Source organism: Romboutsia ilealis (assembly GCF_900015215.1).
GTDB classification, from domain to species: Bacteria; Bacillota; Clostridia; order Peptostreptococcales; family Peptostreptococcaceae; genus Romboutsia; species Romboutsia ilealis.
Genome location: NZ_LN555523.1, coordinates 1,605,299 through 1,629,007 on the forward strand (window position 1 = coordinate 1,605,299; position 23,709 = coordinate 1,629,007).

Below are 23,709 nucleotides of genomic sequence, written 5' to 3' on the forward strand. Positions count from 1 at the left end.
AGTACTCTATATTAATTATGCTTAATATTTTAAAAATATATTGAAACAATCTTGTAAAAATGCTAAATTAAATATAATAGAATATTTTTAGGAGAGTGATGGAAAATGGACCATAGTCCTTTGGGAGGACAGAACTTAACAACCATCACTTATTTATTGTCTTTATTTAGTTAATTTTTTATTTTGTTTATATAAATCAACTATTTAATAGATAATATTAAGTGATGAGATTTATATAAAACTTAATAAAGGATGGTTTCAAATGATAAGGTACTATAAAACTATTGAAAATAAATTGGAAAAACTAAATTCTTTTGAAGAAGGATGTTGGATAAATCTTGTTGAACCTAACCAAAGTGAAATTAACGAAATTGCTAATTTACTAAATATAGATATAGATAGTATAAAATCTGCACTAGATGAAGAAGAACGTTCAAGAATAGATGTTGAAGACAATCATACACTTATACTTATAGATATACCAGTTGATGAAAGTGATGATAAATCTTCTCATTATACTACTATTCCTTTAGGTATAATTCTTCTTGAAAATGCCTTACTAACTGTTTGTACTGCTCAAACTAAAATCTTAAATGATTTTATAGTAGGTCATGTTAAAGAGTTTTACACTTATAAAAAAACTAGATTCATACTTCAAATTCTTCATAAAAATGCAACTTATTATCTTCACTACTTAAGAAGAATAAATAAGATGACAACTATTATAGAAAAAGAAATCTATAATTCTATGAAAAATAAGCAACTTATCCAACTTCTTGAATTAGAAAAATCACTAGTATACTTCTCTACTTCACTTAAGGCTAATGAACTGGTTTTAAATAAGATGATTCGTACAAGTAGTATAAAAAAATACTCAGAAGATGAAGATTTACTAGAAGATGTTTTAGTAGAAAATAGACAGGCCGTTGAAATGGCAACAATTTATGGAGATATATTAAGTAGAATCATGGATGCATTTAGTGCTATAATAAGTAACAATCAAAATGGCGTTATGCAATTTCTTACATCAGTAACATTAATAACTACTATACCAACTATTATATCAGGGTTCTTTGGTATGAACGTTGGAGGTATACCTTATGCTAATGATGTAAATGGTTTTTGGATTGTTATGTTAATTACAACTTTAATTTGTTTAGTTATAACATTTTTCATGTCTAGGAACAAGTTACTATAGATTTAAAATAAAAAAGAAAGCATGCGCTTTCTTTTTTATTTATCTATTATCATATCTGTTATACTCTCTTCAAACATATTCTCTATATCTTCATTTATATCTAGTATATATATAGGAACATATTCATCATCATCTTTTGCTCTTTCTTCTAATTCAAATTGCGCTATTAATGACTTGTGGAAATCTATATTTAAATTTGGCATTTTACTTAATATATCTTTACTATCTTCATAATTTCTATTTCCTAATGATGTATACATATCTAAGCTCTTTTTATAATATAGCCATGCTAACATATACTCACATCTTGAATCTTCAAATCTAAGACCTTCTTTAAAATATTTCTCAGCTTCGTTGTATTCATTTAGTCTTAAATTTAATAGTCCTAAGTTATATATAGATTCTATACATTTTTTACTTCTAGATTTTTCATACCAATACTTAGCATTATCATATTCTTTGTAATGAATATCGTATATTAATCCTAACATATGCTCTGAATATGTATTTGCATCATTTGCGGGTATTTCAAAATATTTTTTTGCCTCTTCATACTTACCTTCATCAAAATATAATTTACCCAAGTATATATATGCATTTATATTATTTTTACTTGTTGCTATTTCAAAATATTTTTTTGCTTCTTCGTTATCTCCTAAATCTAGATAAATCTGAGCTATTTTATAGCTTGAGTTTGAATCTCCATTTTCGCTAGCTTTTTTATACCATATTATTGCTTCATCATAGTTTTCAAACTCTTCATATATATTACCAATTTTAATTTGACATCCCACACTATCACTTTGTCTTAAATAAAAAGATAATGCTTTTTCTTTCTCATCAGTTTTATAATATAAATCTCCTAAGTTTTCAAATGATTCTCTACATCCATTTTCTATGGCTTGCATATAATACATTTTTGCTTCTTCATAATTTTCTTCTTCAAAATATAAACCTGCTAAGTTATTTTTAGCTTCAACCATTTCACTTTCTACACACATTGTATAGTATTCTTTAGCTTTTTCAATTTCATTTTCTTTATTGTATAAATTGGCTAATCTAAATTTTGAATGTATATGATCTTTATCACAAGCTTTTTTATAGTATTCTATAGCATCCTCATATTCTTCACGTCTATCATAAATATAAGCTAATCTATATTGAGACTTAGTATGGCCTTGATCTGCACTTTTTTTATAATATCTTTCTGCCTCATCTAGATTATTATTTTTTTCCATTATAAGGCCTATATTAAAACATCCTTTATCATTACCAATTTTATGTAGATATTTATAAAGAGAGATTGCCTCTTTTTCATCTTTATTATTTTGATTTATAATAGCTAGATTATATTTGCAATTTTCCTCTAACATTATTGAGCCTTTTTTATAGTATTTAAAGGCATTCTCCTCATCTTTTAACACTGTGTATAGTACACCTAAGTTAAAACATGCTATAGGTAAACTTGAATCTGATGCTTCTATTAACCATTCTTCAGCTTTTTTATATTTCATTAATTTAAAATAAGATACGCCTAGGTTATTTTGTGCCTTTAGATGTCCTTCTTTTGCTGCCTTTTCATACCAATAAAGACAGTGTTCATATGCATCTACATTAAAATACATATTGCCTATATCAAATGCTGCATCTATTATTCCATTTTTATATGCTCTAGAATACCACTCTTCTGCTTCACTATATTTCTTTTTGTCATAGTATATATTAGCTAAAGCATATTGAGATTTTGCATAATCATATTCAGCTGCAATCTTATATTGTTTTATTGCATTATCTATTTTACCTATTTTTTCAAAAAAAGTTCCTTTTGTATGATATATCATAGGATCTTTAGGTATGTTTTTTATTTTATCTAAAGAAGATTTTATATCACTCATATCGCACTCCCTATTTTTACATTTTTTTACTTAATTATACATACAATTATATAACATATTTATTTACATTAGTATCTATATTTTAGTAATAACTATATATTTATATTCATGTTGATATTATTTTTTACACTTATTAATGTTTTTATATATATTTAAATCAGATATAGATTTAGGTATATATAGTCTACTGTATTTTCTAGTGTTTGATTTATTGTATATAAGTTGCTAAATCCATTTATAAGTTTTTATTTATTAAATAGTTAAAAACTCACTTTACTAAAAGTATTTATTATATTAGTATAAGATATACACAATAGATATATCAATGTATTATAAAAGAGGGTCTTAGCCCTCTTTTATGTATAAATTATTTAAGTTTTGAGTAGTTAACCTACCTGATACAATCTGAATCTAATCTTTTTATTTTAGATATAGATTCATAATTTCCAATCAATTTATATTTTTTTTAAGTCTATATAAGCTTCTATTTGTGGAATATAGATCATGTTGTCTTTAATATGAGTATTTCCAAATTCTTTAAGCTCTGTGCCATCTTTATCTTTTGTTATCTTATATTTTATTATCTCACTATTTTCATTTATATTAGCGTGAAAAAACAATCCTTCATATTGTTTGAATCTAAAATTAAAATTATCTCTTGTAAGTTTTATAACTAAGTCTTTCATATTTTTTCCTTTCCCTTTTTTAATTTATTATATCACTATAATATAATTAGAATAATTTATCAATTATTATATAATATAAGTATAATACTTTTTTTGAGGTGGTTTATGAGTAAAAAATTAAAACTGTTATCCTTATTACTTTTTCCATTATCTATTTTAATTAATACTATATCATCAAGATATCCTTATTTTATAGAAAAATATTATTCTATTAGTATAAATAAATTTATAGTTGCAATTTTAAGTAATATAAGTGGTATTTTTCCATTTTCTCTTTATGAACTTACAATATATTTAATAGTTATATCTATAGTTTCATTTATTATTTATACAATTTACATAATTATAAGTAATCCAAATAAATTAAAAGTTTTTATAAAAAATTCTTTACTTAATATTTTATCAATAATATCTATTGCTTATTTTTTATTTATAATTTTATGGGGATTAAATTACAATAGGATACCTCTTGAAACTACTCTAATAGAAAGTTATAACTTAAAATATAATAAATCTATATCAAGTATTGATAAAACTAAAGAAAGCCTTGCAAATTTATATGAATTCTTAATAGAAAATGCTAACGAGGCTAGAAAACTTGTTAAATCAAGTGATGGTGTTATGAAAGCTAATACTGATTATAAAGGAATAATAAATAGAGCTTATCTTGGATATGAAAGTATATTAGATTTTCTGCCTAACTTATCAGGAAATTATAGTAATGCCAAATATGTTATGTCTTCTAAGCTTATGTGTTATACAGGCATAACAGGCATTTATTTCCCATTTACAGGTGAAGCTAATGTAAATATTGCTATTCCTGATATTTATATACCATCTACAACATTACATGAAATGGCCCATCAAAGGGGTTATGCTAGTGAAGATGAAGCTAATTTTATAGCTTATTTGGCTTCTATAAATCACCCTGATATAGATTTTAAATACTCAGGATATATTTTAGCCCTAAATCATACAGCTAATGCTCTTTACTCTGTTGATTACGATACTTATGTTACTTTATCTAAAAATATATCTGAAGATGTTTTAGATGATTTAAAAAATAATAGAGATTTTTGGGATAAATACGAAGGAAAGATAGATGATATTTCAAATGAAATTAATAACAATTACCTTAAAGCTAATGGTGTTTCTGAAGGTGTTAAAAGTTACGGAAAAATGGTTGATTTATTATTAACCTATTATAGTTTATATCCATATAAAAATTAGCTTTGCTAATGTCTCCAACGATATATCATTGCTGCTACGGATACATTCGTTGCTCAAAAAATGCTAGAGATTAATCTCTAGCATTTTGTTTATAATCATCGGTTTCAGTTGGAAGCCCTTTTTTTCTTAATTTAGCCTCTACAATATCTTTTATTACAGAGTATATTACCGCAAATAATGGAACACCTATAATCATACCAACTAATCCGCATACTTTACCTGCTACTAACAATGCAAATAATATCCAAAATGCTGATATTCCTATAGAATCTCCTAATATCTTTGGACCTATAATATTACCATCTATTTGTTGTATTATAAGTATTATAAGTAAGAACCATAATGCCTTAATTGGCGATACAAACATTATTATTACAAATGAAGGTATAGCTCCAAAGAATGGTCCAAAAAATGGTATTATATTAGTTATACCTATTATAACAGATATAAGTATTGTATATGGCATTTTAAACACTGTAAGTATTATAAATGTTAATACACCTATTATAGCTGAATCTATTATTTTACCGCTTAAAAACTTACCAAATGTATCGTTAGTTCTATGAGTAAGCCCTATTACTATTTGTGCATTTTTTTCATTAAATAATGCATAAGTTATCTTTCTACTTAAAGCACAAAACTTTTCTTTATCTATTAACAAGTATATTGATACAATTAATCCTAAAACTATATTCCATACACTAGATGCCACAACTTTAAGTGTATTCCCAAGTATTGGAAGTACATTAGTTATTATATTTATAGTATATGTTACTATTTCATTCCACTTTTCCATAGCCATTCCTACATATTCATTATTTGCATCTAAGTTTCCAGTTAACTCTTCTATTAGTTTCGTTGCATCTGCTACATATGTAGGTATGTCGTTGACAAGACCTACTATACTATCCATTAATTGAGGAAGAACAAATTGCATAAATAAACCAATTATTAAAATTGCTGTTATATATGTAAGTAATATAGATATGCCTCTTTTTGATTTCTTTTTTAAACTTTTAATTGAATCAAATACTAATACTTTTTCTTCATAAAATACTAATATAAAATTTAATAAATATGCCATTACAAACCCTATTATAAAAGGTTGTAATGTAGATACTAACCATCCTATTTTGGCAGTAAATGCACTAATTTCACCTATTACGCTAAAAAATATCATACTAGCACATATTACTAAAAATGAATAGACTGATATAGTTGTATACTTTTTATTCCAATCTATCTTCATAAAATCCTCCCTAAAATTTAGTTATTTTAAATCTAAACGTACTATTTTACATACGTAAGTGTAATATATCATATATAGTTGAACTTGTCATTAAATTTTATATAGTAATATTTAAATTTTTATTCATTGTAAAAAATTCGCTTCGCCTGAGCGACGTGTCGGCGAAACATTTCATGTCGCCAACGACTTCGTCCGTTGCTTGAGCCACTGCGTGGGCGAAGTATTTCAAAATCTTTTTTACGCTCAGAACCAATTTATTGATATTACTTACATTCAGAATTTATCCACATTTTTTTAAGTATTATAATATCCTTAAGCGTAAAAAATTAATAATAGCAATTTAATCGACTATCGAGTGTCTCTTTTTTGTCCATTTAATCATATATTTATAGTATGTAGTTAAAAACTACTAAAATATTTATCATGGAGTGTTGTTTATGCATAAAGAATACATTAGCAAAGACAAAATTTGTGGTTGCCAAACTTCAAAACCATCAAATAAAACTAAAAAGAAAAATTATTGCGACGTAAAGCCTGATATGGGGTCTATGTTTGTATATCCTGTAAACTTGTGTGATGTTCAAATCTATCAAATATTATGTCAATGTATCGGAAGAGTTGTTGGTTTAAAATTAGTAGATAGTGACTGTATACTAAGATTAAAAATAAAACAAGTAAATCAATGTGCCGTTATGGGGAAAACTTGTTCTGGAAAAGGTCCTCTATATGTTAAATTATCCTCTATACAATATGTAGATTTAGGAAAAGAAACTTATGTAAATCCATTATGTAACGTTGGTGTAGCTCAAGGTATCCAAGGCCCTCCTGGACCTATGGGTCCTCAAGGCCCTAAAGGTGATAAAGGTGATATGGGGCCTCAAGGTCCTCAAGGTCCTGCTGGCAATAAAGGTGATAAGGGTGACATGGGTCCTGCTGGTCCTCAAGGCCCTGCTGGTGCTATGGGTTCTCAAGGTCCTCAAGGCCCTACTGGTCCTACGGGCGCTATGGGTCCTCAAGGCCCTACTGGTCCTCAAGGTGCTATGGGCCCTCAAGGTCCTACTGGTCCTCAAGGTGCAAAAGGCGATATGGGTGCCACAGGTCCAACTGGAAAACCTGAAAAATATATGCCTCCTAAAAAGGTACCTTATAAAAACTAATATTAATTTTAAATTTACTTCGCTTAAGCAATGTGTTTACTAATCATTTAAGATATCAGTTGTTCAAAATATTATTTTTTACTTTTTAAGCCTATTGATACAAAAGTTATAAGCAGTTTTTAATATATTATAAAATAATAGTAATAAAAGGAGTACCTATTATTTTTCTAAAATAGATACTCCTTTTATTCATTATATGGAATATTATAACATTCCTTATTTTCTAATGTTTCTAAAAATTCCTTTGGATTTTTGATAATCCATAGCTTCTTATTCCGATTTAATCTTTTTATATAGTATTCAAGCTTCATAGCATTACTTTTACTATCCGCTATAAAATAAGTTTCTAATCTTTTAAATCCCTTCACTCTACTATATTTACAGTTTATGCCACTTTCATGTTCTTTCATTCTTCTAACTATATCTGTTGTATATCCAGTATAAAGTGAATCATCCTTGCATCTTATTATATATGTAAAATACATCCTAATCTCCTCTATTAATTCCTTATTAATAAAATTCTAAATAAAAATTGAATATATTCTTTGAGTGCATTCATACTTGACTTATCAAAAGACAATCACCTACTTTCTAGTGAAAGGAGGTGGAAAGTATGGAAATTGCAACAATATATTACATAGTAAAATTTTTACTTGATTTATATAAAGCAAAAAAGCACTCAAACACGACTAAGAGTACTTTTAGCTTTAAGCTAGAGACTTCTAAATTTAATTTAGAAATCAATAGCAAAAAATATTAGATTATTAATATAAGTTAGGAGAATACACTCTACACGACTAGAATATACTCTCTAATTTTTTATTGATAGTTATATTATATCATAATTTTTGATATATAAACTATCATTTTTTTATTGTATATTATTAATTTCACATTATATTAAAATTGTGAATACTAACTCAGTTTAGTTAACTAATATCAAAATAGATAATAAGCCTACTAATCCAACTGTAGCACTAGATGCAAGTATATTAAGTATTTTAATGGCTTTATTTTTGAAAAACTTAGCAAATAAGTAAAATATTCCAATACCTATTACTCCACCTAGTGTATTTCCTATAAGGTCTGTTATATCAGTTGATCCAATAGCTAGAACGAACTGTAAAACTTCAATCCCTAAACTAATAAAAAAAGCTATTGAAATCTTATTAAGAATAGACCATTCTTGTTTTAACATACATGCATAAATTCCAACAGGAACAAACACAATTATATTATTAATAATCTCAGCCATATGTATTCTTCCATTAACAGTAGCTGTTCCTGCAAAAGGAATTAGATTTATACTTCTACTTCGATAAAGTTCTTCCAAAGAAAAATTCAGCTTAAACAAAAGTGTCCATACCAATATTAAAAAGTACACTCCAAACAAAATTTTAGTTAAATTTAGTTGTTTTTTATCTCCCATATAAAATCCTCCTTGAAGAAAATATAATAAATCACAAAGTTAACTAACAGAGCATAACTTTTAAGTAAATTCTTTTATATAAATAAGCTCTCACCTAGTTTTTCAAACATTTGAAGCATTAAATATGCTTTTATATCTATACTTTCTTCATTTTCTAAAATATTTTTAGCATCTTCTTTAGATATTAACATTGCTTTTATATCTTCATCATCTTCTTGATATTTATCAGTTATTTCTCCATCACATAAACAATATACAAATGCCACAGATTCATCTGTCATACCTGGAGATAAATATAACTTATCTTTACTGTTTATTTTGTTTATACTTATTAAATCAAGTCCTGTTTCTTCTTTTAATTCTCTTCTTACAGAAGTTTCAATATCTTCATTATTATCAACAAGTCCTGCTGGTAATTCGTATATGTATTTATTTATAGGTACTCTATATTGATTTATAAGTACTAATTTATTTTGTGCTTTATGAAGTGCACATATTACTACTGCATCAATTTTATCTTCCTTATTTTCTAAATATACTTTTTCTAGTTCTTCTTTACTTTTTCTAGATGATACCATCCAGTGCTTTTCTTGACCTTTTTTATTTTTATATTCTACATCATATAAACCTACAAAATCTGTTTCTACTAATGGCTTTAATCCTTTTATCTTTGAATTTTCCAAAATTATACCCCTTTCTAATTGTTATAGTTTTATTATATCAATGATATTGCTTTTTATCATTATTTTAATAAAAATTTGCTTCACTCAAGCGACATATCAGTAAAACACTTCATTTTACTAAAAATTTTATATCCTAGTTTTATATACATAAAAAATTCGCTTCGCTTGAGCGACGTGTCTGCGAAACACTTCATGTCGCCAACGACTTCGTCCGTTGCTTGAGCCACTGCGTTGGAGGTTGATATTACTTACATTCGGAATTTATCCACATTTTTTTAAATATTATAATATCCTTAAGCGTAAAAAAAGATTACTGAAAGTTAAATTTTCCAGTAATCTTTTTTTAATAACCAATTTATATAAATGTATCTTTTATTTCTAAACTATTTATTACAACCTTTACAGCTAGAAGAACCAGAACATTTATAACATCCATAATCCGAACTTCCCTTATTCTTATTATGTTTAATTATAGGTCTAATAGCTAAGAATAATATAAAAGCTACTACAATAATTACTATTAAATTTCCCATAACTAATCTCCTTTAATATATTATTGTACTTGTACTTTTGATACTTTCTTTTCACTTTCACTAACCTTATTAGATTTTATCTTATATACTATATAAATTGCTGCTAAAGCTAATATTATAACTGCAGGTATAAATCCTTGACCTAACTCTTTATATACTAATATAGTACCAACTTGATAAGTTATCATAGCTACAATATATCCTACACTTAATTGAAGTAATATTGATTTTAACAACCACTTATTAGATTTCATTTCTGATTTCATAGCACCTATTGCTGCAAAACAAGGTGGTGTAAATAAGTTAAAGAACATAAATGACAGGGCTGAAACTGCTGTTATTGCCATAGTTTCTTGTACTGCCATTGCATTAACTAATTCAAAATCAGAGTTTATTGCCGCTCCCATTGAATAAACTACCGCTAATGTTCCAACAACTTCTTCTTTAGCTATAAATCCTGTTATAGCAGCTGCTGCAAGTTGCCATACACCGATTCCTACTGGTATAAGTAAAAATGCAAATGGTGTAGCTATATTAGCAAGTATTGAAGTATTTACTGCATCTTCTACTAATTGTAATTTAAAGTTAAATGATGACATTATAAATACTACTGTATTACAAACTATTATAATAGTACCTGCTCTTGTTATAAAATCTTTCCCTGTTTCTAACATTTTAAAGAATGCTCTTTTTATGCTAGGTATGCGATACTGTGGTAATTCTATTATAAAGTAATTTTTTATATTATCTGCTCCAGTTACTTTTTTTAATATTAATCCCACACATATTATAACTGTAAAAGCTACAAGATAAGTAAGCGGAAACATATATCCTTGTTCTGGGAAAAATGCCGCTGTAAATAATGCTATTATAGGTAATTTAGCCCCACAAGGAACAAATGGTGTAAGCATTGCTGTAAGTCTACGTTGCTTTTCATCTTTTATAGTTCTAGTTGCCATAATTCCAGGAATTGAACATCCATACCCTACTATCATAGGTATTATAGACTTTCCTGATAATCCAACTTTTCTAAATAATGGATCGAATATTAAAGCTATACGAGCCATAAATCCACTGTCTTCTACTAATGACAACATAAACATTAATACCATAACTAATGGAACAAATCCAACTACTGCTCCAACCCCACCTATTATACCGTCAGTTAATAATGAATTTAAAAAGTCTGATGTTCCTATACTTGCTAACAGCCCTGAAACTGCATCTTGAAAGTTTTCTATATATCCAACTAAAGTATCTGCAACTAATGGACCTAATGTATTTATAGATAAATTAAAAATAAATGCCATAATTAAAATAAAAAGTCCAGTTCCTATTATAGGATTAGTTACAAACCTATCAATTTTATCTTCTAAAGTTTCTTCATTATGTCTAATTATTCTGTTTTCAACTTTTGATATTATATTATTAACTATGCTATATCTTTTTTTATCTTGTTTTTCTTCATTATGTATATTTGATAATTCTTTAAATAAGTTCTTTTGTTCTTTTAATTTAGAGCTTTCAGACGCTACCTTAATTAAATTTTTAAGACCTTCATTTTTAGCTGCTGATATTTCAACAACTTTGCAATTTAATTCTTTTTCTAATTTATTAATATCGATATCCGTTACATTTTTTGATATATCAACTTTATTAAGTGCAACAACTACTGGTATATTAAGTTCTAATAGTTGTGTTGTAAAGAATAAACTTCTATTTAAGTTTGTAGAATCTACCACATTTATTATAACATCAGGATTTTCAGTTTTTATAAAATCTGTTGTTATACTTTCTTCACTTGTATATGGTCTTATTGAATATGCACCTGGTAAATCTACAATATCTATATTATTTCCTAAGCTTTCTTTTAATTTTGCTTCTTTTTTACTTACTGTAACCCCAGCCCAGTTACCAACGTATTCTTGTTTTCCTGTAAGAGCATTGTAAAGTGTTGTTTTTCCACTATTTGGGTTTCCCGCTAATGCTATCTTCATTCCCTCATCTCCTCTTTTTAAAATATTTCTATAACCTCTGCAAGGTCTTTGTCTATACCGTATCTTCCACCTTTTATATTAATTATTAAGTTTGAGTACATTTTTTTAACTATATTTATAGTTTCTCCTTCAAAACATCCTAGCGTAAATAAAAATTTATTTATTTCTTCATCCCCGTTTATGGATTTTATTGTGTATATAACACCTTTTTGGCCTTCTGGTAATTTCATTTTTACACCTCTTCCCTTCCCAATTTATCGGTTTTGATAATTACTATCATTAATTATATGATAATCAATTTCAATTGCTTTGTCAACTTGATTATTCATATTTATAATAAAGTCCTCAAATAGAAATTTTATTATATAGTTTCCCTAAGCGTAAAAAATTCGCTTCGCTCATGTCGCCAACGACTTCGTCCGTTGCTTGAGCCACTGCGTGGGCGAAGTATTTCAAAATCTTTTTTTACGCTCAAAAACAATTTATTCATATTACTTACATTCAGAAGTTATCCACATTTTTTAAAGTATTATAATATCCTTAAGCGTAAAAAAAGCTGTCTAAAATTAGACAGCTTATATACTATGATAATGTTTTAAATTCATATCCATTATCTTTAAAATATTTTATTATTGTTGGAAGTGCTTTAGCTGTTTCTTCTTTTCCGTAAGTATCATGCATTAATAAAACAACTATATCTTTTCCTTGAGATGTATTTATAGCATAATCTAATAATTCTTGAGCATTTTTCTTTTTACCTTCAGCATCTGCAATTAATGCGTTCCAATCTATTGATGCCATATTATTTTCATCTAAATAATTATCAAGTTGATCCATGCCCTTCCAAGACATATGTCCACCTGGACATCTTATAACTCTTGTTGAGAAGTATGGACCTAATATTTCCTTTAATAATTCATCTGTTTTATTAAAGTCGGCTAAGAAGTTGTCTAAGTTTAAAGTTCTACCTGGATATAAAACCTTGTAGTCATGTGTATAAGAGTGATTAGCTATAGCATTTCCATACTCAAATGACTCTTTTATTAAATCTTTTGCCTTTTGACCACCTCTTTCTATGTTCTCTCCTGTAACAAAGAAAGTAGCTCTTACATCATTTTCTTTTAATGCTTTTAAAATTTCTGGTGTAACAGTTGTTGATGATCCATCATCAAAAGTTAAAAACACCATTTTCTTTCCGTTGTTAGAATAATCATAATTTGCTAACTTTTCCTGTATCTTTCTTGCATCATATGTGTATTGTTTAGCTTCATGAGTAACACCAACCATTTTCTTTTTAGCTTCTTCTTCTTCTTTTCTTTTTCTTTCCTCTTCTAACCTTTCAGCTTCGGCCTTTTTTTGCATTTCTATTTTTTCTTGTCTTTTCTCTTCAATAAATGCTGTAGTTGCAGTTACTCCTTTAAACCCTACAGCTATTAGCACTACTAAAACAACTACTAATAAAGCACATTTTTTTACATCTAATCCTTTTTTTCTCTTCTTAGAACTAAACTTAATCTTATTTTTTCTTCTCATGTTATTCCCTCTTATTTCATATAATTTTGTCGTTTTTCCTATTAATATTATAGTACTTTATGTCGAAAAAATCTAATAGATATTAATTACAATTTAGTAACTAGATGTAAGTATATCCCCCTAGAAATAATATTTATATTTACCAAAAATTCGCTTCGCTCGAGCGACGTGTCGGCGAAACACTTCATGTCGCCAACGACTCCGTCCGTTGCTTGAGCCACTGCGTGGGCGAAGTATTTCAAAATCTTTTTTACGCTCAAAATCAATTTGTTGATATTACTTACATTCAGAATTTATCCACATTTTTTTAAGTATTATAATATACTTAAGCGTAAAAAAAGAGATTATCATAAAATAATCATCTATTTATGATAATCTCTTTTTTTTAACATATATATCCTTAAAAATTTACCAAAATATTACTTGAAATAAACAAATTTTATTTTAATGGACTATTCCCATTGATATATTCATAATAAAACTTAGTATAAATAATGCTGTTAACAGATACATGCTAACTGATACATCTTTATACTTTCCAGTTAAAACTTTTAAAACCGTATATACTATGAATCCTAATGATATACCATTTACGATATTATAAGTAAAAGGTATCATAACTATTATTATTATCATAGCTATTGAATCTATTGAATCTCCTCTTTCTATATCAAAGAAAGTCTGTATCATAAGTATACCTACAAATATAAGTACACTACTTATAACACCATTTGGAATAATTTTAAGTGCTGGTATTAAAAATATTGACAATAAAAATAATATTGCTGATGTAAATGCTGCTACCTTACTTTTAGCTCCCTGGCTTATTCCCGAAAAGTTCTCTGCAGCAACAATTGTAGGACTTGTTCCAAATACACCTGCGATTATATTTGATATAGCAGCAATTTTAAATGGACGTTCAAACTCTTTTACTTTACCTATAGCATCCATTTGGCCATATAGTATTCCCATATTCTCAAATACTATAACTATAGTTATTGAAAATACTGCAACTATAAATGGTACAGTCAATACATTTTTTAATGACATTGCTAAAAATACATCCTTAATTGCTCCTATATTAAATGAGCTAAAGCTTATGCTAGAAATATCTGTTATACCCATAAATAATGATAGTATAGTACCACATATAATACTTATTAAAAGCCCTCCATTAATGTTTTTAATATGAAGAACTAGTATAAATATAAGTGTTATTATACTTAATAAAGCTTCTTTATTAGTTATATTACCTAAAGATAGTATAGTCGCACTATTTGATACTACTAATCCACTTTTTTGAAGTCCTATAAATAGTATAAAAAAGCCTACTCCTACTGTTATTGCATGTTTTAAAGTATTTGGAATTGATTTTAAAAGTATTTTTGTAAGATTTGTACTTGCTATTATAGTAAATATTATACCACTTACAAATACAGCTCCTAAAGCTTCTTGCCAGCTAAGTCCCATAGAATTTACTATTGTATAAGTAAATAATGAATTTATCCCCATTCCTGGAACTACAATAAATGGGGTATTAGACACTACGCCCATAAGTATAGTCGATAATGCACAAGTAAATATTGTTGCCATCATTGCAGCATCTTGGCTTATTCCTGCATCTGATAGTATTAGTGCATTAGTCAATATAATGTATACACTTGCTACAAATGTAGTACATCCTGCTAATACTTCTGTCTTAATGATTTGATTTTTATTCTCTAGTGTGTTTCTCATTCCTCTTTCCTTTTTTCTTTATATCCCTCGCCCACCCACAATTTAATGCTTTTATATCTTATCATTTTTTAATAATTTAGTCTATATATCTATAATAAAATAACCCATATTAAATTATATGAGTTATTTTTAATACTTTATAAAATGTTTAATATTTTACATCTAATTCCGTAAATAGAAATCATATTCTAAAATTAATTTCTATTTATGGCTATATATAAATTTTAACTATTCAATTATATCATTATCCTCAGGCTTCTCAGTTTCTGGTTTTGATATTTCTGATTCTTCTTCTTTAGGTTTTTCAACTTCCGGCTTTGATACTTCTGGCTCTTTTTCCTCAGGTTTCTCAACATTTGACGTTGAATCTTCAGGCTTTGTATTTTCTGGTTTTGTATTTTCTGGCTTTGTATTTTCTGGCTTTGTTGTAGTATTTTGATTCACTGTTCCTTGATTTTGTGTAACCTTATTGTTTGTTTGTGATGTAGACGGCTTTTTTGTTACAGTACTTGTTTCTTTTTTACTTGTTACAGTAGTTGTTTCTTTTTTACTTGCTTTTATCTCGTAATCATCATTATCTATATCATCAGCTTTTTCTTCATCAACTTTTTCTTCTTCAACAATCTCAGTTGTATCCTCTTCTAATTCTAAATCTTCTTTAGGCTCTTCAATTACAGATTTAGAAGTCACATAATTATCATCTGCAGAAGATATCGTTCCTCGGCTCATAGTAAACCCTGCTGATGCAAGCACAGTTATAGCTATACCACATAATATAATGTTATTTTCCTTTTTCATATTCTCCCCCTTTAAAATAATATAAAATTAATAATTACATGTAATTATTTTACCATATACTGTATTTTTATTCTAGCTATGGCTATTTTAGATTTATTTTATAGTGAATTTTATCTCATTTTTTTGTTAATAATTATAAAAAAATAACTTAGATTAAGCAATGTATCAACGAAATGCTTCATTTGCTAATGATGTATCCTTGTTAACTCTACAGATACATACGCTTTTTTAAAATATGAAAGGATAATAACTATGAAAAAATTTATCACATTTATTGTAATATCAGTATGCATTTTCCCACTAGGAAAATTAATACTAGATACTATACCTGATAACTATAGTAAAAAGCAAGAATTATCAATTAACAAAACTAAATCACAACCTTCATCACCAAAAGAAAATGAAAATTCATCTACACATATTGATGATTTTATAGATACTAATAATAATGAATCTAATGAAAGTATGCTAGTAGACGTTGGTGATAATGAATACCTTGTAGCGCTAGATTCTAATTCTAAAGAACTTATAATTAGCGAAAATATCTATGACTCTGATAAGTATATAAAAGTCAACTACAAAGAAATACTTCCGGTTATAAGCGATATTAAAGATTATAAAAATCTATCAATATCTCAATATATTAGCTTATACAATAAAATTTCACCATATATAGATACAAATATGTCTTATAGTGAGCTTCTATCACTTGCATCTAGTATAAATATTAATGATTTGAAATCAAACTACAGTGAATTTATAAAAATACAAAAAAACAATGGCTAGAATGTGACTCACTTCTAGTCATTGTTTTAATTTTATACTTCTTCATAGTTTAATAAATCTCTATTTATGTCAAATTATATTTCTAAAGATGGTGTTTCTATTTGCAATATTGATTCTCCTAGAGAATCTGTAGATGATACTTCTGGTTCTGTTGGTTTTTCTTCTGGCTTATCTGGAGCTGATTCCGGTTCTGTTGGTTTTTCTTCTGGTTTTTCTGGTACTGTTTCCGGTTCTGTTGGTTTTTCTTCTGGTTTCTCTGGTACTATTTCCGGTTCTGTTGGCTTTTCTTCTGGTTTCTCTGGTACTGTCTCCGGTTCTGTTGGTTTTTCTTCTGGTTTTTCTGGCACGGTTTCCGGTTTTATTGGTTTTTCTTCTGGTTTTGTCGGTTTTGGTTCTATCTTATTTTGTGAAGCTGATGTATCTTTTTTAGGTTTTAAAGTTTTATTTAAAGTGTTAGCTTGTGGCTTTACCTCTTCATAAGATTGAGCCTTAAGTTCAATCACTTCAACCTCTTCTTTTTCATTATTTTCATCAACTATAGCTTCATCTGTTTTTACCAGATTTATAGAAGTACTATCATTACTTGCTAAAGTTTTTTCAGAAACAATAGTTGGACTTTGGTAATTATCATCTATATAGTTGAAATCACCTTGCACCATAGAAAAACCTGCCGAAGATAAAGCTGTAATAACTACCCCTGCGACTATTATCTTTTTCTCTTGTGAATTCATAATCTACTCCTTAAAATAGAAATTTTCTTCAAATAATTTCTATTTTTTAAGTTAAAAACCTTTAAATTTACCTAACGCAAATTCAACAAAATTAATATAATTTAAAGTTTTATTTTACTTTTTTATTATAAGTAAGATATTTTTTCTTATAGTTTTACATATTTTATATGTAAATACTTATCTATATGTAAAATAAAAGCTAGAATGTAATTTACATTCTAGCTTTTATTAGTCACTTAAAGTTTCTCTTACTCTTCTCCAAATATAAACTTGTGCCAAGCCTCTAAATTAGGCTCTTTTTCCCATTCTAAAACCCATCCTTTTTGCTTACTTATAATATGACCATTTCTATATTCTTCTAGAGGAAATTGAAATTGCTCTATATCCTTATCATTAATCTTAAGAACTGTATAAGCTAAATTCATCATTTCAATTGGGCTTATATTAGTTTTTGTATTATTTAAAACAATCTCAGCACATCTTTTATAAGTATCTATACCTTTTTGTGCAAACTCTTTGTATGCACTTTCTGCAACTTCTCTGTGTCTAGCTTCTCTATGAAAAGCACTATCAGTATATCTTATTCTACTAAAAGCAAGAGCCTGATATCCATTTAATCTTTGAGTTCCTGATTGTGTTAAGTATTCTTTTTCTCCTACACTATCCTTGTTAGAATAGTAATTATAGCAAGAATCAATATTTGAATTAATTGATTCCAATCCACTTTCTGGAACGTCAACAACAACGCCACCAATTTCATCTATAATCTCCATAAATGAACCAAAATTAACTGCTATATACTTATCAATATCTAAATCAAAATTTTCCTTAAAAACTTCTTTTAAAAGATCAATACCTTCATAAGCATATGCATGAGTAAGTTTTTCTGTTGAATATCCTGGTATATCAACATATGTATCACGAGCTATAGAACTTATCTTTATATCTTTATTGTTAGTATCTATTGTAACAAGCATAATTCCATCTGATCTATTTCCCTTTTCAACATACTCTCCATCAGTACCAACTAATAATATATTAGTTATACCATCAACCATTGTACCTTGTTCTTCTGTATTTTTTACAACATCATCTTTTACGTATATTTTATTTAACTTTGAATATACATATCCAAATCCACTTATACCAATTACTAATATTATTGCAATTAATATTAGTGCTGCTCTTTTAAAATGTTTCATATTTTATCTCCCTTAAATTACTATTGTATATACCTTATATTTTAACACATTTTGTCTAAATAAGTATATATTAATAAAAATTCGCTACGCTTGAGCGACATGTCGGCGAAACACTTCATGTCGCCAACGATATGACACTCGCTACCGCTTCGGTCACATCCGTTGCTCAAAATATTATATATGCATCACTAAATCCCTTGCTTTTAGCTGTATTCATACAACTTATAGCATTAGACTTATCCATATAAGCACCTATACACACCTTATATAATATAGGCTCACTAGTTTTAATATTATACAACTTCAAAACATTATCCTTAATTACCCTAGCAACAGCCTTAAGATTATTCTCATTATTTAAATCTTTCTCACAAAAACTATTAGATATAAAATCCACCTCAAGTAAAGCTGCTTTCATAGAAGTATTTTTTAACACATATAAACTTTTACTTAACTTCATTCCTCTATTTCTAATATTAAAAATACCACTAATTTCATTACACAAACTACTACAAAACTCATTAAGATTCTTATCATCATTATTATACTGCCAAACTTCCACACCTCTAACACTACTATCGCTAGCAGAATTAATATGAATAGATAAAAAATAATCAGCACCAAAATTATTAGCAAACTCTACCCTATCACCTAAAGAAACATATTTATCAGACATTCTGGTAAACCTAACATCCAAATCAACTTCCTTTAACATAGATTCTAAATACTTTCCAATTTTTAATACAACCTCTGACTCCTTAGTACCACCTTTACCTACTGCCCCTGGATCATGTCCACCATGACCTAAATCTACAACTAACTTTTTCATAGTAATCCCCCATTATTTATTTTTTTAAATACTTCATTTTTAATTATACCTTCATAAGTTATCAATATTTAAATAAAATATTTTTTATAAATTTTGTATAATCAAATGTTTAACTATTTCTCTTATTATATAAATATAAAGTTCGCTTCACTCATAGCGACAGCGACATGACACTTACTTTACTTGAGTGATGTGTGATTTAAATGCTTTATATCATATAAAAATATTTTTTAGGAGGTAATAAATATGTCAGTTACAGAAGGTAAAAATCCAACTTCACTAAGAATGAAATTTGATTTAGGAAAAGATGAGATTACAAACAAAACTAAAGTAAAATCTAAAACTTACTCAAACATTAAACCTGAAGCAACTTCTCAAGCAATATATGACGTTGCAACTGCATTAGAAGGACTTCAAGAATTTCCAGTACTTGAAGTAGTTAAAATTGAAAACACAACATTGGCCTAAATTTTATTTTGTTTATAAATTAAATAATCATAATCTTATTTAAGGTTGATGGCGCCAACGATATAACTTTGCTACCGCTGCAGTTATATCCGTTGCTTAAATTGATAATACAACATTAGCATAGTATAAGGAGGTAAAATATTATGGAAATAAAAACAAAATTACTTATGACTTTTAAATCATCAGATGATAAAAAGGTGTCTATCACAGTAGACAACCCAAGAGAGGATTTAACAGAAACTGAAATAAAGGAAGCTATGAATACTATAATAGAAAAAGATATATTCTCACCTAATGGTGGCTCTTTAGTATCAGCAGTTTCAGCTAAGGTTGTTCAAACTGATACTACTGACTATGATTTAGCATTATAAAATATGGACTCAAGTTTACAAACTCTTGTGGCTAATGTAGGATTTCCTATAGCTATTAGTATGTACTTACTAATTAGAATTGAAGGAAAACTAAATAGCCTTACAGATAGTATAAACAAGCTTTCAAACAATATAAATATAATAAAATAAGAGGGATTTTCCCTCTTATTTTTCGTTAATAATATTATAAATCTGAGTTCTGCTCATACCAAATCTTTTAGCAGTTTCATTATAATCTCCCCTAAAACTTTCCCTAATCTTTCTGTTTCTATATAACTTATTAACCGTCTCAAAAGTTGGAACATAAAATAAAGTACCACCATGCATTTGAACTAAATACTTAAACCCTTCAATACCAATATTATCCACCAATTCTTTATATCTACCAGGAATATCTTTAACAGTTAAATTCTCTAACATAAAATCACCTATCCATAAATTCTATAATTAAGTCCCTTACCCCTAACCGAAATATTAAACTTGTCACACATTTCTAATATCCTGCTGCCAATAGCCTCATCAATTTTTAACAAATCACTTTTATACTTTTCAGTACTTACAATTATCGGCTTATTATTAAAATACCTGTAATTTATAATTTCAAAGATAATATTAATATCTGATGGTGTAATATTACCTTTAAATAAATCATCAATTAAAAGTACCCTAGCATTTTTATATCTATTTAAATACTTATTATAAATCTCAGAGTCCAAAATATTTTGCTTAATATATGTCATATCCTCCCTGTAATTCATATAAACAACACCAATACCATTTTTCATAAAAGTATTAGCAATTGCCAAAGATAAATGAGTCTTACCACAACCTGATTGTCCCATAAAAAGTACTGAATTACATCTTTCTTTCTCAATATCTTTAAAAGAATTAGCATAACATTTTGCAAGAGTATAAATATTTACAGCAAAAGCATTTCTTGAATAATCAAAATTATCGAAAGTCTTTTTAGAAAACTCCATACTTATACCACTATGTTTTAAAATACTTTCAACTTCTCTTAAATATCTACACTCACAAGGAACTGCTTCATCATCAATTAATATAAAAGTTCTATCCTTACACTTATTACATTTATAACTCTCTTGCGTATCTAAGTTGTTCTTCACTTGGCTTTTTATAAATGTACTCATTCTCTTCTTCATATAATACGGTATGTTTGAATTCTCTAGTTGTTTTAATGTCGCTTCCATTTGACTTTTCCCCTATATTTTTATTTTCTTTTTTATTTTCTTTTTCTTTTTTATTTTGTGTACTTAAAGTATACCTATCGTTATACTTATGGTTATCTTTATCATTTACTTTATCTAAATAAATTGCCTCATCAAATAAAGAAACTATCTCATCCTTTGAAATACTTGGCTTTATAAACTCAAGTAAAGACTTATCATCAACATTTTTAAGTTCACTTCTAACACAATCTAACATTGGTTTTCCTAACTTATTCAAATTATACTTTCCCCAATTCTTAAGACATATCTCACGAGTGTCATTATTGTACTTAATAAGCCCATAATTATTAATAAACCTATCCATCAAAACATTAACACTTTCTATAGAAAAACCTAATTCAAAGGCAATTTGCTTTTTAGTAATCTTATAAACCCCAATTTGAGTAGTATTTGGATTTGTCAAAAGATATATAAAAAATAACTTGTCCTCAGGTGTTAACTCCTCTAACACCTTTGGATCCTTCCAAAACTCAACATGAACATGTCTGTAAATTGCCATAACTACCTCCCAATCCTAAACACTCTACTAGTTGATGTTTTTAAATATCCATCAACAACCTCAGGAAGGTCTTCTCTTAATTTTTTAGTATCTACACTAGTTTTAGTAACACTTTTCCAAGTTATCTTTCTTTCCTTGCAAAATCCTATTTCATATTCCTTTAAATTACTTTGAAGCTTATGCTCTATAACCCTTTTCCTGCTTTCAAGCTTAGATATACTTGAAACTATTTCATCATATTCCTCTATACATTCATACAAACTTTCATCTAATATAATAGTTTCATTAATACTATTTGCATAAGTCTTTCTTAAAAACTTGCCACAATCATCACTTCCAAAAGGCAAATTACAACTATTTAAATCCTCTTTGTTACTCTTAAAAATATCCACAAACCTCTTCATCTAAAAAATCCCCCTTTAATTTTTTAATAAAATATAACTGACCCTTACCAGTTACATAAGTTGTAACCTTTATAGCTATCCCCTCAGAAGTTGTAATAGCCATTTGTCTAGTTTTAAATAAACCCATATCTATATATAATTGCTTTGGCTGATTTTCACCATTTTGCTTCATAATATAGCCATTATCCCTAAACCACTGAAACAACCTATTGCGTCCAATATCTAACCCCAAACTATTTAAAAGCTTTGCAAAAGCACCAATACTTATACTATCATCACTTTGTGCAACAGTTTGCCCAATATTTATATATGGCTTATAATTATTCAAATCATTTATAAGCTTTTCACAATAAGTCTTTTGCTTTATATAAGAATCTAAAACCTTAACTAAAAAAGTCTCATCATTTACATATCCACCATCATTTCTTATAGAAGGTAAAACCTCATCCATAACCCAAGACTCAAACTTTTCAGCCTCTTCTTTCTTAGACTTAACAATAAGACGATATAAATTCCCCTCACTTATAAAAGCCCTTTGAACAATTTGAAAACTCTCTGTTCCATCCCTTCTTCTTCCAGTTTGTACCCTGGTATCGTGAAACACGATACCAGGGTATTTACAATGTCTTTTTATAGCATCATTAGGATTTTTATAACCTAAAATCCTTGCAACTTTAATACCTTCAAAATAAGGCTTATTGTCAATACTTATAACTGCAACATCCCCAAAATCCTCATTAGTAAAAATCTTTAATCCCTTCAAGTTTATCCCTCCAATTTTTAATATTTGCTATTTAGAAATTACATTATCAAAAAAAATCTCATTAACCTCGTTAAAAGTCAAATTTAAAAATAAAACAATTCTAGTAAGCTCATCAATATTAAAAGAACTTTTCCCATTTTCCTTATAATTATAAGTTTGCCTTGTAAGTCCTATACCATCAGCAACTTCATATTGTTGATAGCCTTTATACATTCTTGTTCTCTTTAATAAATTTAAATTCAATTATGTCCACCCCTATTTGATTTATTTCTTGTTTATAT

29 protein-coding genes are annotated in these 23,709 nt (G+C 27.5%); 8 read left to right on the forward strand and 21 right to left on the reverse strand.

Features of this window, described 5'->3' with window-relative positions; translation table 11 throughout:
• The first annotated feature begins 262 nt into the window (after positions 1 to 262).
• Positions 263 to 1,198, forward strand: a complete 936-nt coding sequence (locus CRIB_RS07475; protein ID WP_180701768.1) for a magnesium transporter CorA family protein — start codon at positions 263 to 265, stop codon at positions 1,196 to 1,198.
• 35 nt (positions 1,199 to 1,233) lie between these two features.
• Here CRIB_RS07475 and CRIB_RS07480 read toward each other — a convergent pair whose 3' ends face one another.
• Positions 1,234 to 3,093 (reverse strand): SEL1-like repeat protein, encoded by a 1,860-nt coding sequence (locus CRIB_RS07480; RefSeq protein ID WP_180701769.1) that lies wholly within the window; start codon positions 3,091 to 3,093, stop codon positions 1,234 to 1,236.
• A 455-nt stretch (positions 3,094 to 3,548) separates the two neighbouring features.
• Positions 3,549 to 3,779: a hypothetical protein gene (locus tag CRIB_RS07485; protein WP_180701770.1), complete on the reverse strand. Its 231-nt coding sequence runs from the start codon at positions 3,777 to 3,779 to the stop codon at positions 3,549 to 3,551.
• A gap of 105 nt (positions 3,780 to 3,884) precedes the next feature.
• On the opposite strand from CRIB_RS07485, the gene CRIB_RS07490 reads away from it, so the two are divergent.
• Entirely contained in the window at positions 3,885 to 5,009 is a 1,125-nt protein-coding gene (locus tag CRIB_RS07490) for a DUF3810 domain-containing protein (protein ID WP_180701771.1), read from the forward strand.
• 70 nt (positions 5,010 to 5,079) lie between these two features.
• On the opposite strand, the gene CRIB_RS07495 is transcribed toward CRIB_RS07490, so the two are convergent.
• Positions 5,080 to 6,258 (reverse strand): AI-2E family transporter, encoded by a 1,179-nt coding sequence (locus CRIB_RS07495; RefSeq protein WP_180701772.1) that lies wholly within the window; start codon positions 6,256 to 6,258, stop codon positions 5,080 to 5,082.
• A 437-nt stretch (positions 6,259 to 6,695) separates the two neighbouring features.
• Here CRIB_RS07495 and CRIB_RS12770 point away from each other — a divergent pair, with 437 nt between their 5' ends.
• On the forward strand, positions 6,696 to 7,415 hold the full coding sequence (locus CRIB_RS12770) for a collagen-like domain-containing protein (RefSeq protein ID WP_330404836.1): 720 nt from the start codon (positions 6,696 to 6,698) through the stop codon (positions 7,413 to 7,415).
• 185 nt (positions 7,416 to 7,600) lie between these two features.
• On the opposite strand, the gene CRIB_RS07505 is transcribed toward CRIB_RS12770, so the two are convergent.
• The gene (locus CRIB_RS07505) at positions 7,601 to 7,900 is read right to left on the reverse strand and encodes a GIY-YIG nuclease family protein (RefSeq protein WP_180701773.1); all 300 of its coding nucleotides are present in this window, start codon (positions 7,898 to 7,900) and stop codon (positions 7,601 to 7,603) included.
• 128 nt (positions 7,901 to 8,028) lie between these two features.
• Here CRIB_RS07505 and CRIB_RS07510 point away from each other — a divergent pair, with 128 nt between their 5' ends.
• Positions 8,029 to 8,175, forward strand: a complete 147-nt coding sequence (locus CRIB_RS07510) for a hypothetical protein (protein WP_180701774.1) — start codon at positions 8,029 to 8,031, stop codon at positions 8,173 to 8,175.
• 165 nt (positions 8,176 to 8,340) lie between these two features.
• On the opposite strand, the gene CRIB_RS07515 is transcribed toward CRIB_RS07510, so the two are convergent.
• The 8 genes from CRIB_RS07515 to CRIB_RS07550 form a co-directional block, all read right to left on the reverse strand.
• Positions 8,341 to 8,844 (reverse strand): VanZ family protein, encoded by a 504-nt coding sequence (locus tag CRIB_RS07515; RefSeq protein ID WP_180701775.1) that lies wholly within the window; start codon positions 8,842 to 8,844, stop codon positions 8,341 to 8,343.
• Positions 8,845 to 8,918: 74 nt separating this feature from the next.
• A complete protein-coding gene (locus CRIB_RS07520) occupies positions 8,919 to 9,527 on the reverse strand; it encodes an NUDIX hydrolase (RefSeq protein ID WP_180701776.1) in 609 nt (202 codons plus the stop codon).
• Between the two features lie 383 nt (positions 9,528 to 9,910).
• Positions 9,911 to 10,060, reverse strand: coding sequence for a FeoB-associated Cys-rich membrane protein (locus CRIB_RS07525; RefSeq protein WP_143023178.1), 150 nt, complete (start codon positions 10,058 to 10,060; stop codon positions 9,911 to 9,913).
• Positions 10,061 to 10,080: 20 nt separating this feature from the next.
• The gene (feoB, locus tag CRIB_RS07530; RefSeq protein WP_180701777.1) at positions 10,081 to 12,057 is read right to left on the reverse strand and encodes a ferrous iron transporter B; all 1,977 of its coding nucleotides are present in this window, start codon (positions 12,055 to 12,057) and stop codon (positions 10,081 to 10,083) included.
• Positions 12,058 to 12,074: 17 nt separating this feature from the next.
• On the reverse strand, positions 12,075 to 12,287 hold the full coding sequence (locus tag CRIB_RS07535) for a FeoA family protein (RefSeq protein ID WP_180701778.1): 213 nt from the start codon (positions 12,285 to 12,287) through the stop codon (positions 12,075 to 12,077).
• Positions 12,288 to 12,639: 352 nt separating this feature from the next.
• Entirely contained in the window at positions 12,640 to 13,590 is a 951-nt protein-coding gene (locus CRIB_RS07540; protein WP_180701779.1) for a polysaccharide deacetylase family protein, read from the reverse strand.
• Between the two features lie 444 nt (positions 13,591 to 14,034).
• A complete protein-coding gene (locus tag CRIB_RS07545) occupies positions 14,035 to 15,327 on the reverse strand; it encodes an NCS2 family permease (protein ID WP_180701780.1) in 1,293 nt (430 codons plus the stop codon).
• A 228-nt stretch (positions 15,328 to 15,555) separates the two neighbouring features.
• On the reverse strand, positions 15,556 to 16,125 hold the full coding sequence (locus CRIB_RS07550; protein ID WP_180701781.1) for a hypothetical protein: 570 nt from the start codon (positions 16,123 to 16,125) through the stop codon (positions 15,556 to 15,558).
• Positions 16,126 to 16,377: 252 nt separating this feature from the next.
• On the opposite strand from CRIB_RS07550, the gene CRIB_RS07555 reads away from it, so the two are divergent.
• A complete protein-coding gene (locus CRIB_RS07555; protein WP_180701782.1) occupies positions 16,378 to 16,911 on the forward strand; it encodes a hypothetical protein in 534 nt (177 codons plus the stop codon).
• Between the two features lie 74 nt (positions 16,912 to 16,985).
• Here CRIB_RS07555 and CRIB_RS07560 read toward each other — a convergent pair whose 3' ends face one another.
• The 3 genes from CRIB_RS07560 to CRIB_RS07570 form a co-directional block, all read right to left on the reverse strand.
• Positions 16,986 to 17,642, reverse strand: a complete 657-nt coding sequence (locus CRIB_RS07560; RefSeq protein WP_180701783.1) for a prolipoprotein diacylglyceryl transferase — start codon at positions 17,640 to 17,642, stop codon at positions 16,986 to 16,988.
• Positions 17,643 to 17,890: 248 nt separating this feature from the next.
• Complete coding sequence (locus tag CRIB_RS07565; protein ID WP_180701784.1) at positions 17,891 to 18,844, reverse strand: LCP family protein; 954 nt, start codon at positions 18,842 to 18,844, stop codon at positions 17,891 to 17,893.
• Positions 18,845 to 19,010: 166 nt separating this feature from the next.
• A complete protein-coding gene (locus CRIB_RS07570) occupies positions 19,011 to 19,673 on the reverse strand; it encodes an N-acetylmuramoyl-L-alanine amidase (protein ID WP_180701785.1) in 663 nt (220 codons plus the stop codon).
• 246 nt (positions 19,674 to 19,919) lie between these two features.
• Here CRIB_RS07570 and CRIB_RS07575 point away from each other — a divergent pair, with 246 nt between their 5' ends.
• The 3 genes from CRIB_RS07575 (at position 19,920) to CRIB_RS12815 (ending at position 20,662) form a co-directional block, all read left to right on the forward strand.
• Positions 19,920 to 20,141 (forward strand): DUF1659 domain-containing protein, encoded by a 222-nt coding sequence (locus tag CRIB_RS07575; RefSeq protein ID WP_180701786.1) that lies wholly within the window; start codon positions 19,920 to 19,922, stop codon positions 20,139 to 20,141.
• Between the two features lie 143 nt (positions 20,142 to 20,284).
• Positions 20,285 to 20,512 carry a DUF2922 domain-containing protein gene (locus tag CRIB_RS07580; RefSeq protein WP_180701787.1) on the forward strand — a complete coding sequence of 76 codons (228 nt, stop codon included), beginning with the start codon at positions 20,285 to 20,287 and terminating at the stop codon, positions 20,510 to 20,512.
• 3 nt (positions 20,513 to 20,515) lie between these two features.
• Positions 20,516 to 20,662, forward strand: coding sequence for a YvrJ family protein (locus tag CRIB_RS12815; protein ID WP_180701788.1), 147 nt, complete (start codon positions 20,516 to 20,518; stop codon positions 20,660 to 20,662).
• Positions 20,663 to 20,677: 15 nt separating this feature from the next.
• Here CRIB_RS12815 and CRIB_RS07590 read toward each other — a convergent pair whose 3' ends face one another.
• The 6 genes from CRIB_RS07590 to CRIB_RS07615 are packed head-to-tail and all read right to left on the reverse strand — an operon-like array spanning position 20,678 to position 23,671.
• Positions 20,678 to 20,932, reverse strand: coding sequence for a Mor transcription activator family protein (locus CRIB_RS07590; RefSeq protein ID WP_180701789.1), 255 nt, complete (start codon positions 20,930 to 20,932; stop codon positions 20,678 to 20,680).
• 8 nt (positions 20,933 to 20,940) lie between these two features.
• Entirely contained in the window at positions 20,941 to 21,723 is a 783-nt protein-coding gene (locus tag CRIB_RS07595) for an ATP-binding protein (RefSeq protein ID WP_243633488.1), read from the reverse strand.
• Entirely contained in the window at positions 21,605 to 22,261 is a 657-nt protein-coding gene (locus tag CRIB_RS07600) for a hypothetical protein (protein ID WP_180701790.1), read from the reverse strand. The genes CRIB_RS07595 and CRIB_RS07600 overlap by 119 nt, the downstream gene beginning before the upstream one ends.
• A gap of 2 nt (positions 22,262 to 22,263) precedes the next feature.
• Positions 22,264 to 22,665, reverse strand: a complete 402-nt coding sequence (locus CRIB_RS07605) for a hypothetical protein (protein WP_180701791.1) — start codon at positions 22,663 to 22,665, stop codon at positions 22,264 to 22,266.
• On the reverse strand, positions 22,640 to 23,428 hold the full coding sequence (locus CRIB_RS07610) for a phage antirepressor (RefSeq protein WP_180701792.1): 789 nt from the start codon (positions 23,426 to 23,428) through the stop codon (positions 22,640 to 22,642). Before CRIB_RS07610 ends, CRIB_RS07605 begins: the two co-directional genes overlap by 26 nt.
• Positions 23,429 to 23,455: 27 nt before the next feature.
• Positions 23,456 to 23,671 carry a helix-turn-helix transcriptional regulator gene (locus CRIB_RS07615; protein ID WP_180701793.1) on the reverse strand — a complete coding sequence of 72 codons (216 nt, stop codon included), beginning with the start codon at positions 23,669 to 23,671 and terminating at the stop codon, positions 23,456 to 23,458.
• Positions 23,672 to 23,709: the final 38 nt, after the last annotated feature.

Coding starts and splice junctions, on each gene's coding strand:
- CRIB_RS07505 (WP_180701773.1), bottom strand. CDS start 7,900: ATGTATTTTACATATATAATAAGATGCAAGGATGATTCACTTTATACT.
- CRIB_RS07550 (WP_180701781.1), bottom strand. CDS start 16,125: ATGAAAAAGGAAAATAACATTATATTATGTGGTATAGCTATAACTGTG.
- CRIB_RS07495 (WP_180701772.1), bottom strand. CDS start 6,258: ATGAAGATAGATTGGAATAAAAAGTATACAACTATATCAGTCTATTCA.
- CRIB_RS07575 (WP_180701786.1), top strand. CDS start 19,920: ATGTCAGTTACAGAAGGTAAAAATCCAACTTCACTAAGAATGAAATTT.
- CRIB_RS07490 (WP_180701771.1), top strand. CDS start 3,885: ATGAGTAAAAAATTAAAACTGTTATCCTTATTACTTTTTCCATTATCT.
- CRIB_RS07545 (WP_180701780.1), bottom strand. CDS start 15,327: ATGAGAAACACACTAGAGAATAAAAATCAAATCATTAAGACAGAAGTA.
- CRIB_RS07510 (WP_180701774.1), top strand. CDS start 8,029: ATGGAAATTGCAACAATATATTACATAGTAAAATTTTTACTTGATTTA.
- CRIB_RS12770 (WP_330404836.1), top strand. CDS start 6,696: ATGCATAAAGAATACATTAGCAAAGACAAAATTTGTGGTTGCCAAACT.
- CRIB_RS12815 (WP_180701788.1), top strand. CDS start 20,516: ATGGACTCAAGTTTACAAACTCTTGTGGCTAATGTAGGATTTCCTATA.
- CRIB_RS07600 (WP_180701790.1), bottom strand. CDS start 22,261: ATGGCAATTTACAGACATGTTCATGTTGAGTTTTGGAAGGATCCAAAG.
- CRIB_RS07605 (WP_180701791.1), bottom strand. CDS start 22,665: ATGAAGAGGTTTGTGGATATTTTTAAGAGTAACAAAGAGGATTTAAAT.
- CRIB_RS07570 (WP_180701785.1), bottom strand. CDS start 19,673: ATGAAAAAGTTAGTTGTAGATTTAGGTCATGGTGGACATGATCCAGGG.
- CRIB_RS07565 (WP_180701784.1), bottom strand. CDS start 18,844: ATGAAACATTTTAAAAGAGCAGCACTAATATTAATTGCAATAATATTA.
- CRIB_RS07555 (WP_180701782.1), top strand. CDS start 16,378: ATGAAAAAATTTATCACATTTATTGTAATATCAGTATGCATTTTCCCA.
- CRIB_RS07590 (WP_180701789.1), bottom strand. CDS start 20,932: ATGTTAGAGAATTTAACTGTTAAAGATATTCCTGGTAGATATAAAGAA.
- CRIB_RS07580 (WP_180701787.1), top strand. CDS start 20,285: ATGGAAATAAAAACAAAATTACTTATGACTTTTAAATCATCAGATGAT.
- CRIB_RS07595 (WP_243633488.1), bottom strand. CDS start 21,723: ATGGAAGCGACATTAAAACAACTAGAGAATTCAAACATACCGTATTAT.
- CRIB_RS07485 (WP_180701770.1), bottom strand. CDS start 3,779: ATGAAAGACTTAGTTATAAAACTTACAAGAGATAATTTTAATTTTAGA.
- CRIB_RS07480 (WP_180701769.1), bottom strand. CDS start 3,093: ATGAGTGATATAAAATCTTCTTTAGATAAAATAAAAAACATACCTAAA.
- CRIB_RS07540 (WP_180701779.1), bottom strand. CDS start 13,590: ATGAGAAGAAAAAATAAGATTAAGTTTAGTTCTAAGAAGAGAAAAAAA.
- CRIB_RS07560 (WP_180701783.1), bottom strand. CDS start 17,642: ATGAATTCACAAGAGAAAAAGATAATAGTCGCAGGGGTAGTTATTACA.
- CRIB_RS07525 (WP_143023178.1), bottom strand. CDS start 10,060: ATGGGAAATTTAATAGTAATTATTGTAGTAGCTTTTATATTATTCTTA.
- CRIB_RS07475 (WP_180701768.1), top strand. CDS start 263: ATGATAAGGTACTATAAAACTATTGAAAATAAATTGGAAAAACTAAAT.
- CRIB_RS07515 (WP_180701775.1), bottom strand. CDS start 8,844: ATGGGAGATAAAAAACAACTAAATTTAACTAAAATTTTGTTTGGAGTG.
- feoB (WP_180701777.1), bottom strand. CDS start 12,057: ATGAAGATAGCATTAGCGGGAAACCCAAATAGTGGAAAAACAACACTT.
- CRIB_RS07535 (WP_180701778.1), bottom strand. CDS start 12,287: ATGAAATTACCAGAAGGCCAAAAAGGTGTTATATACACAATAAAATCC.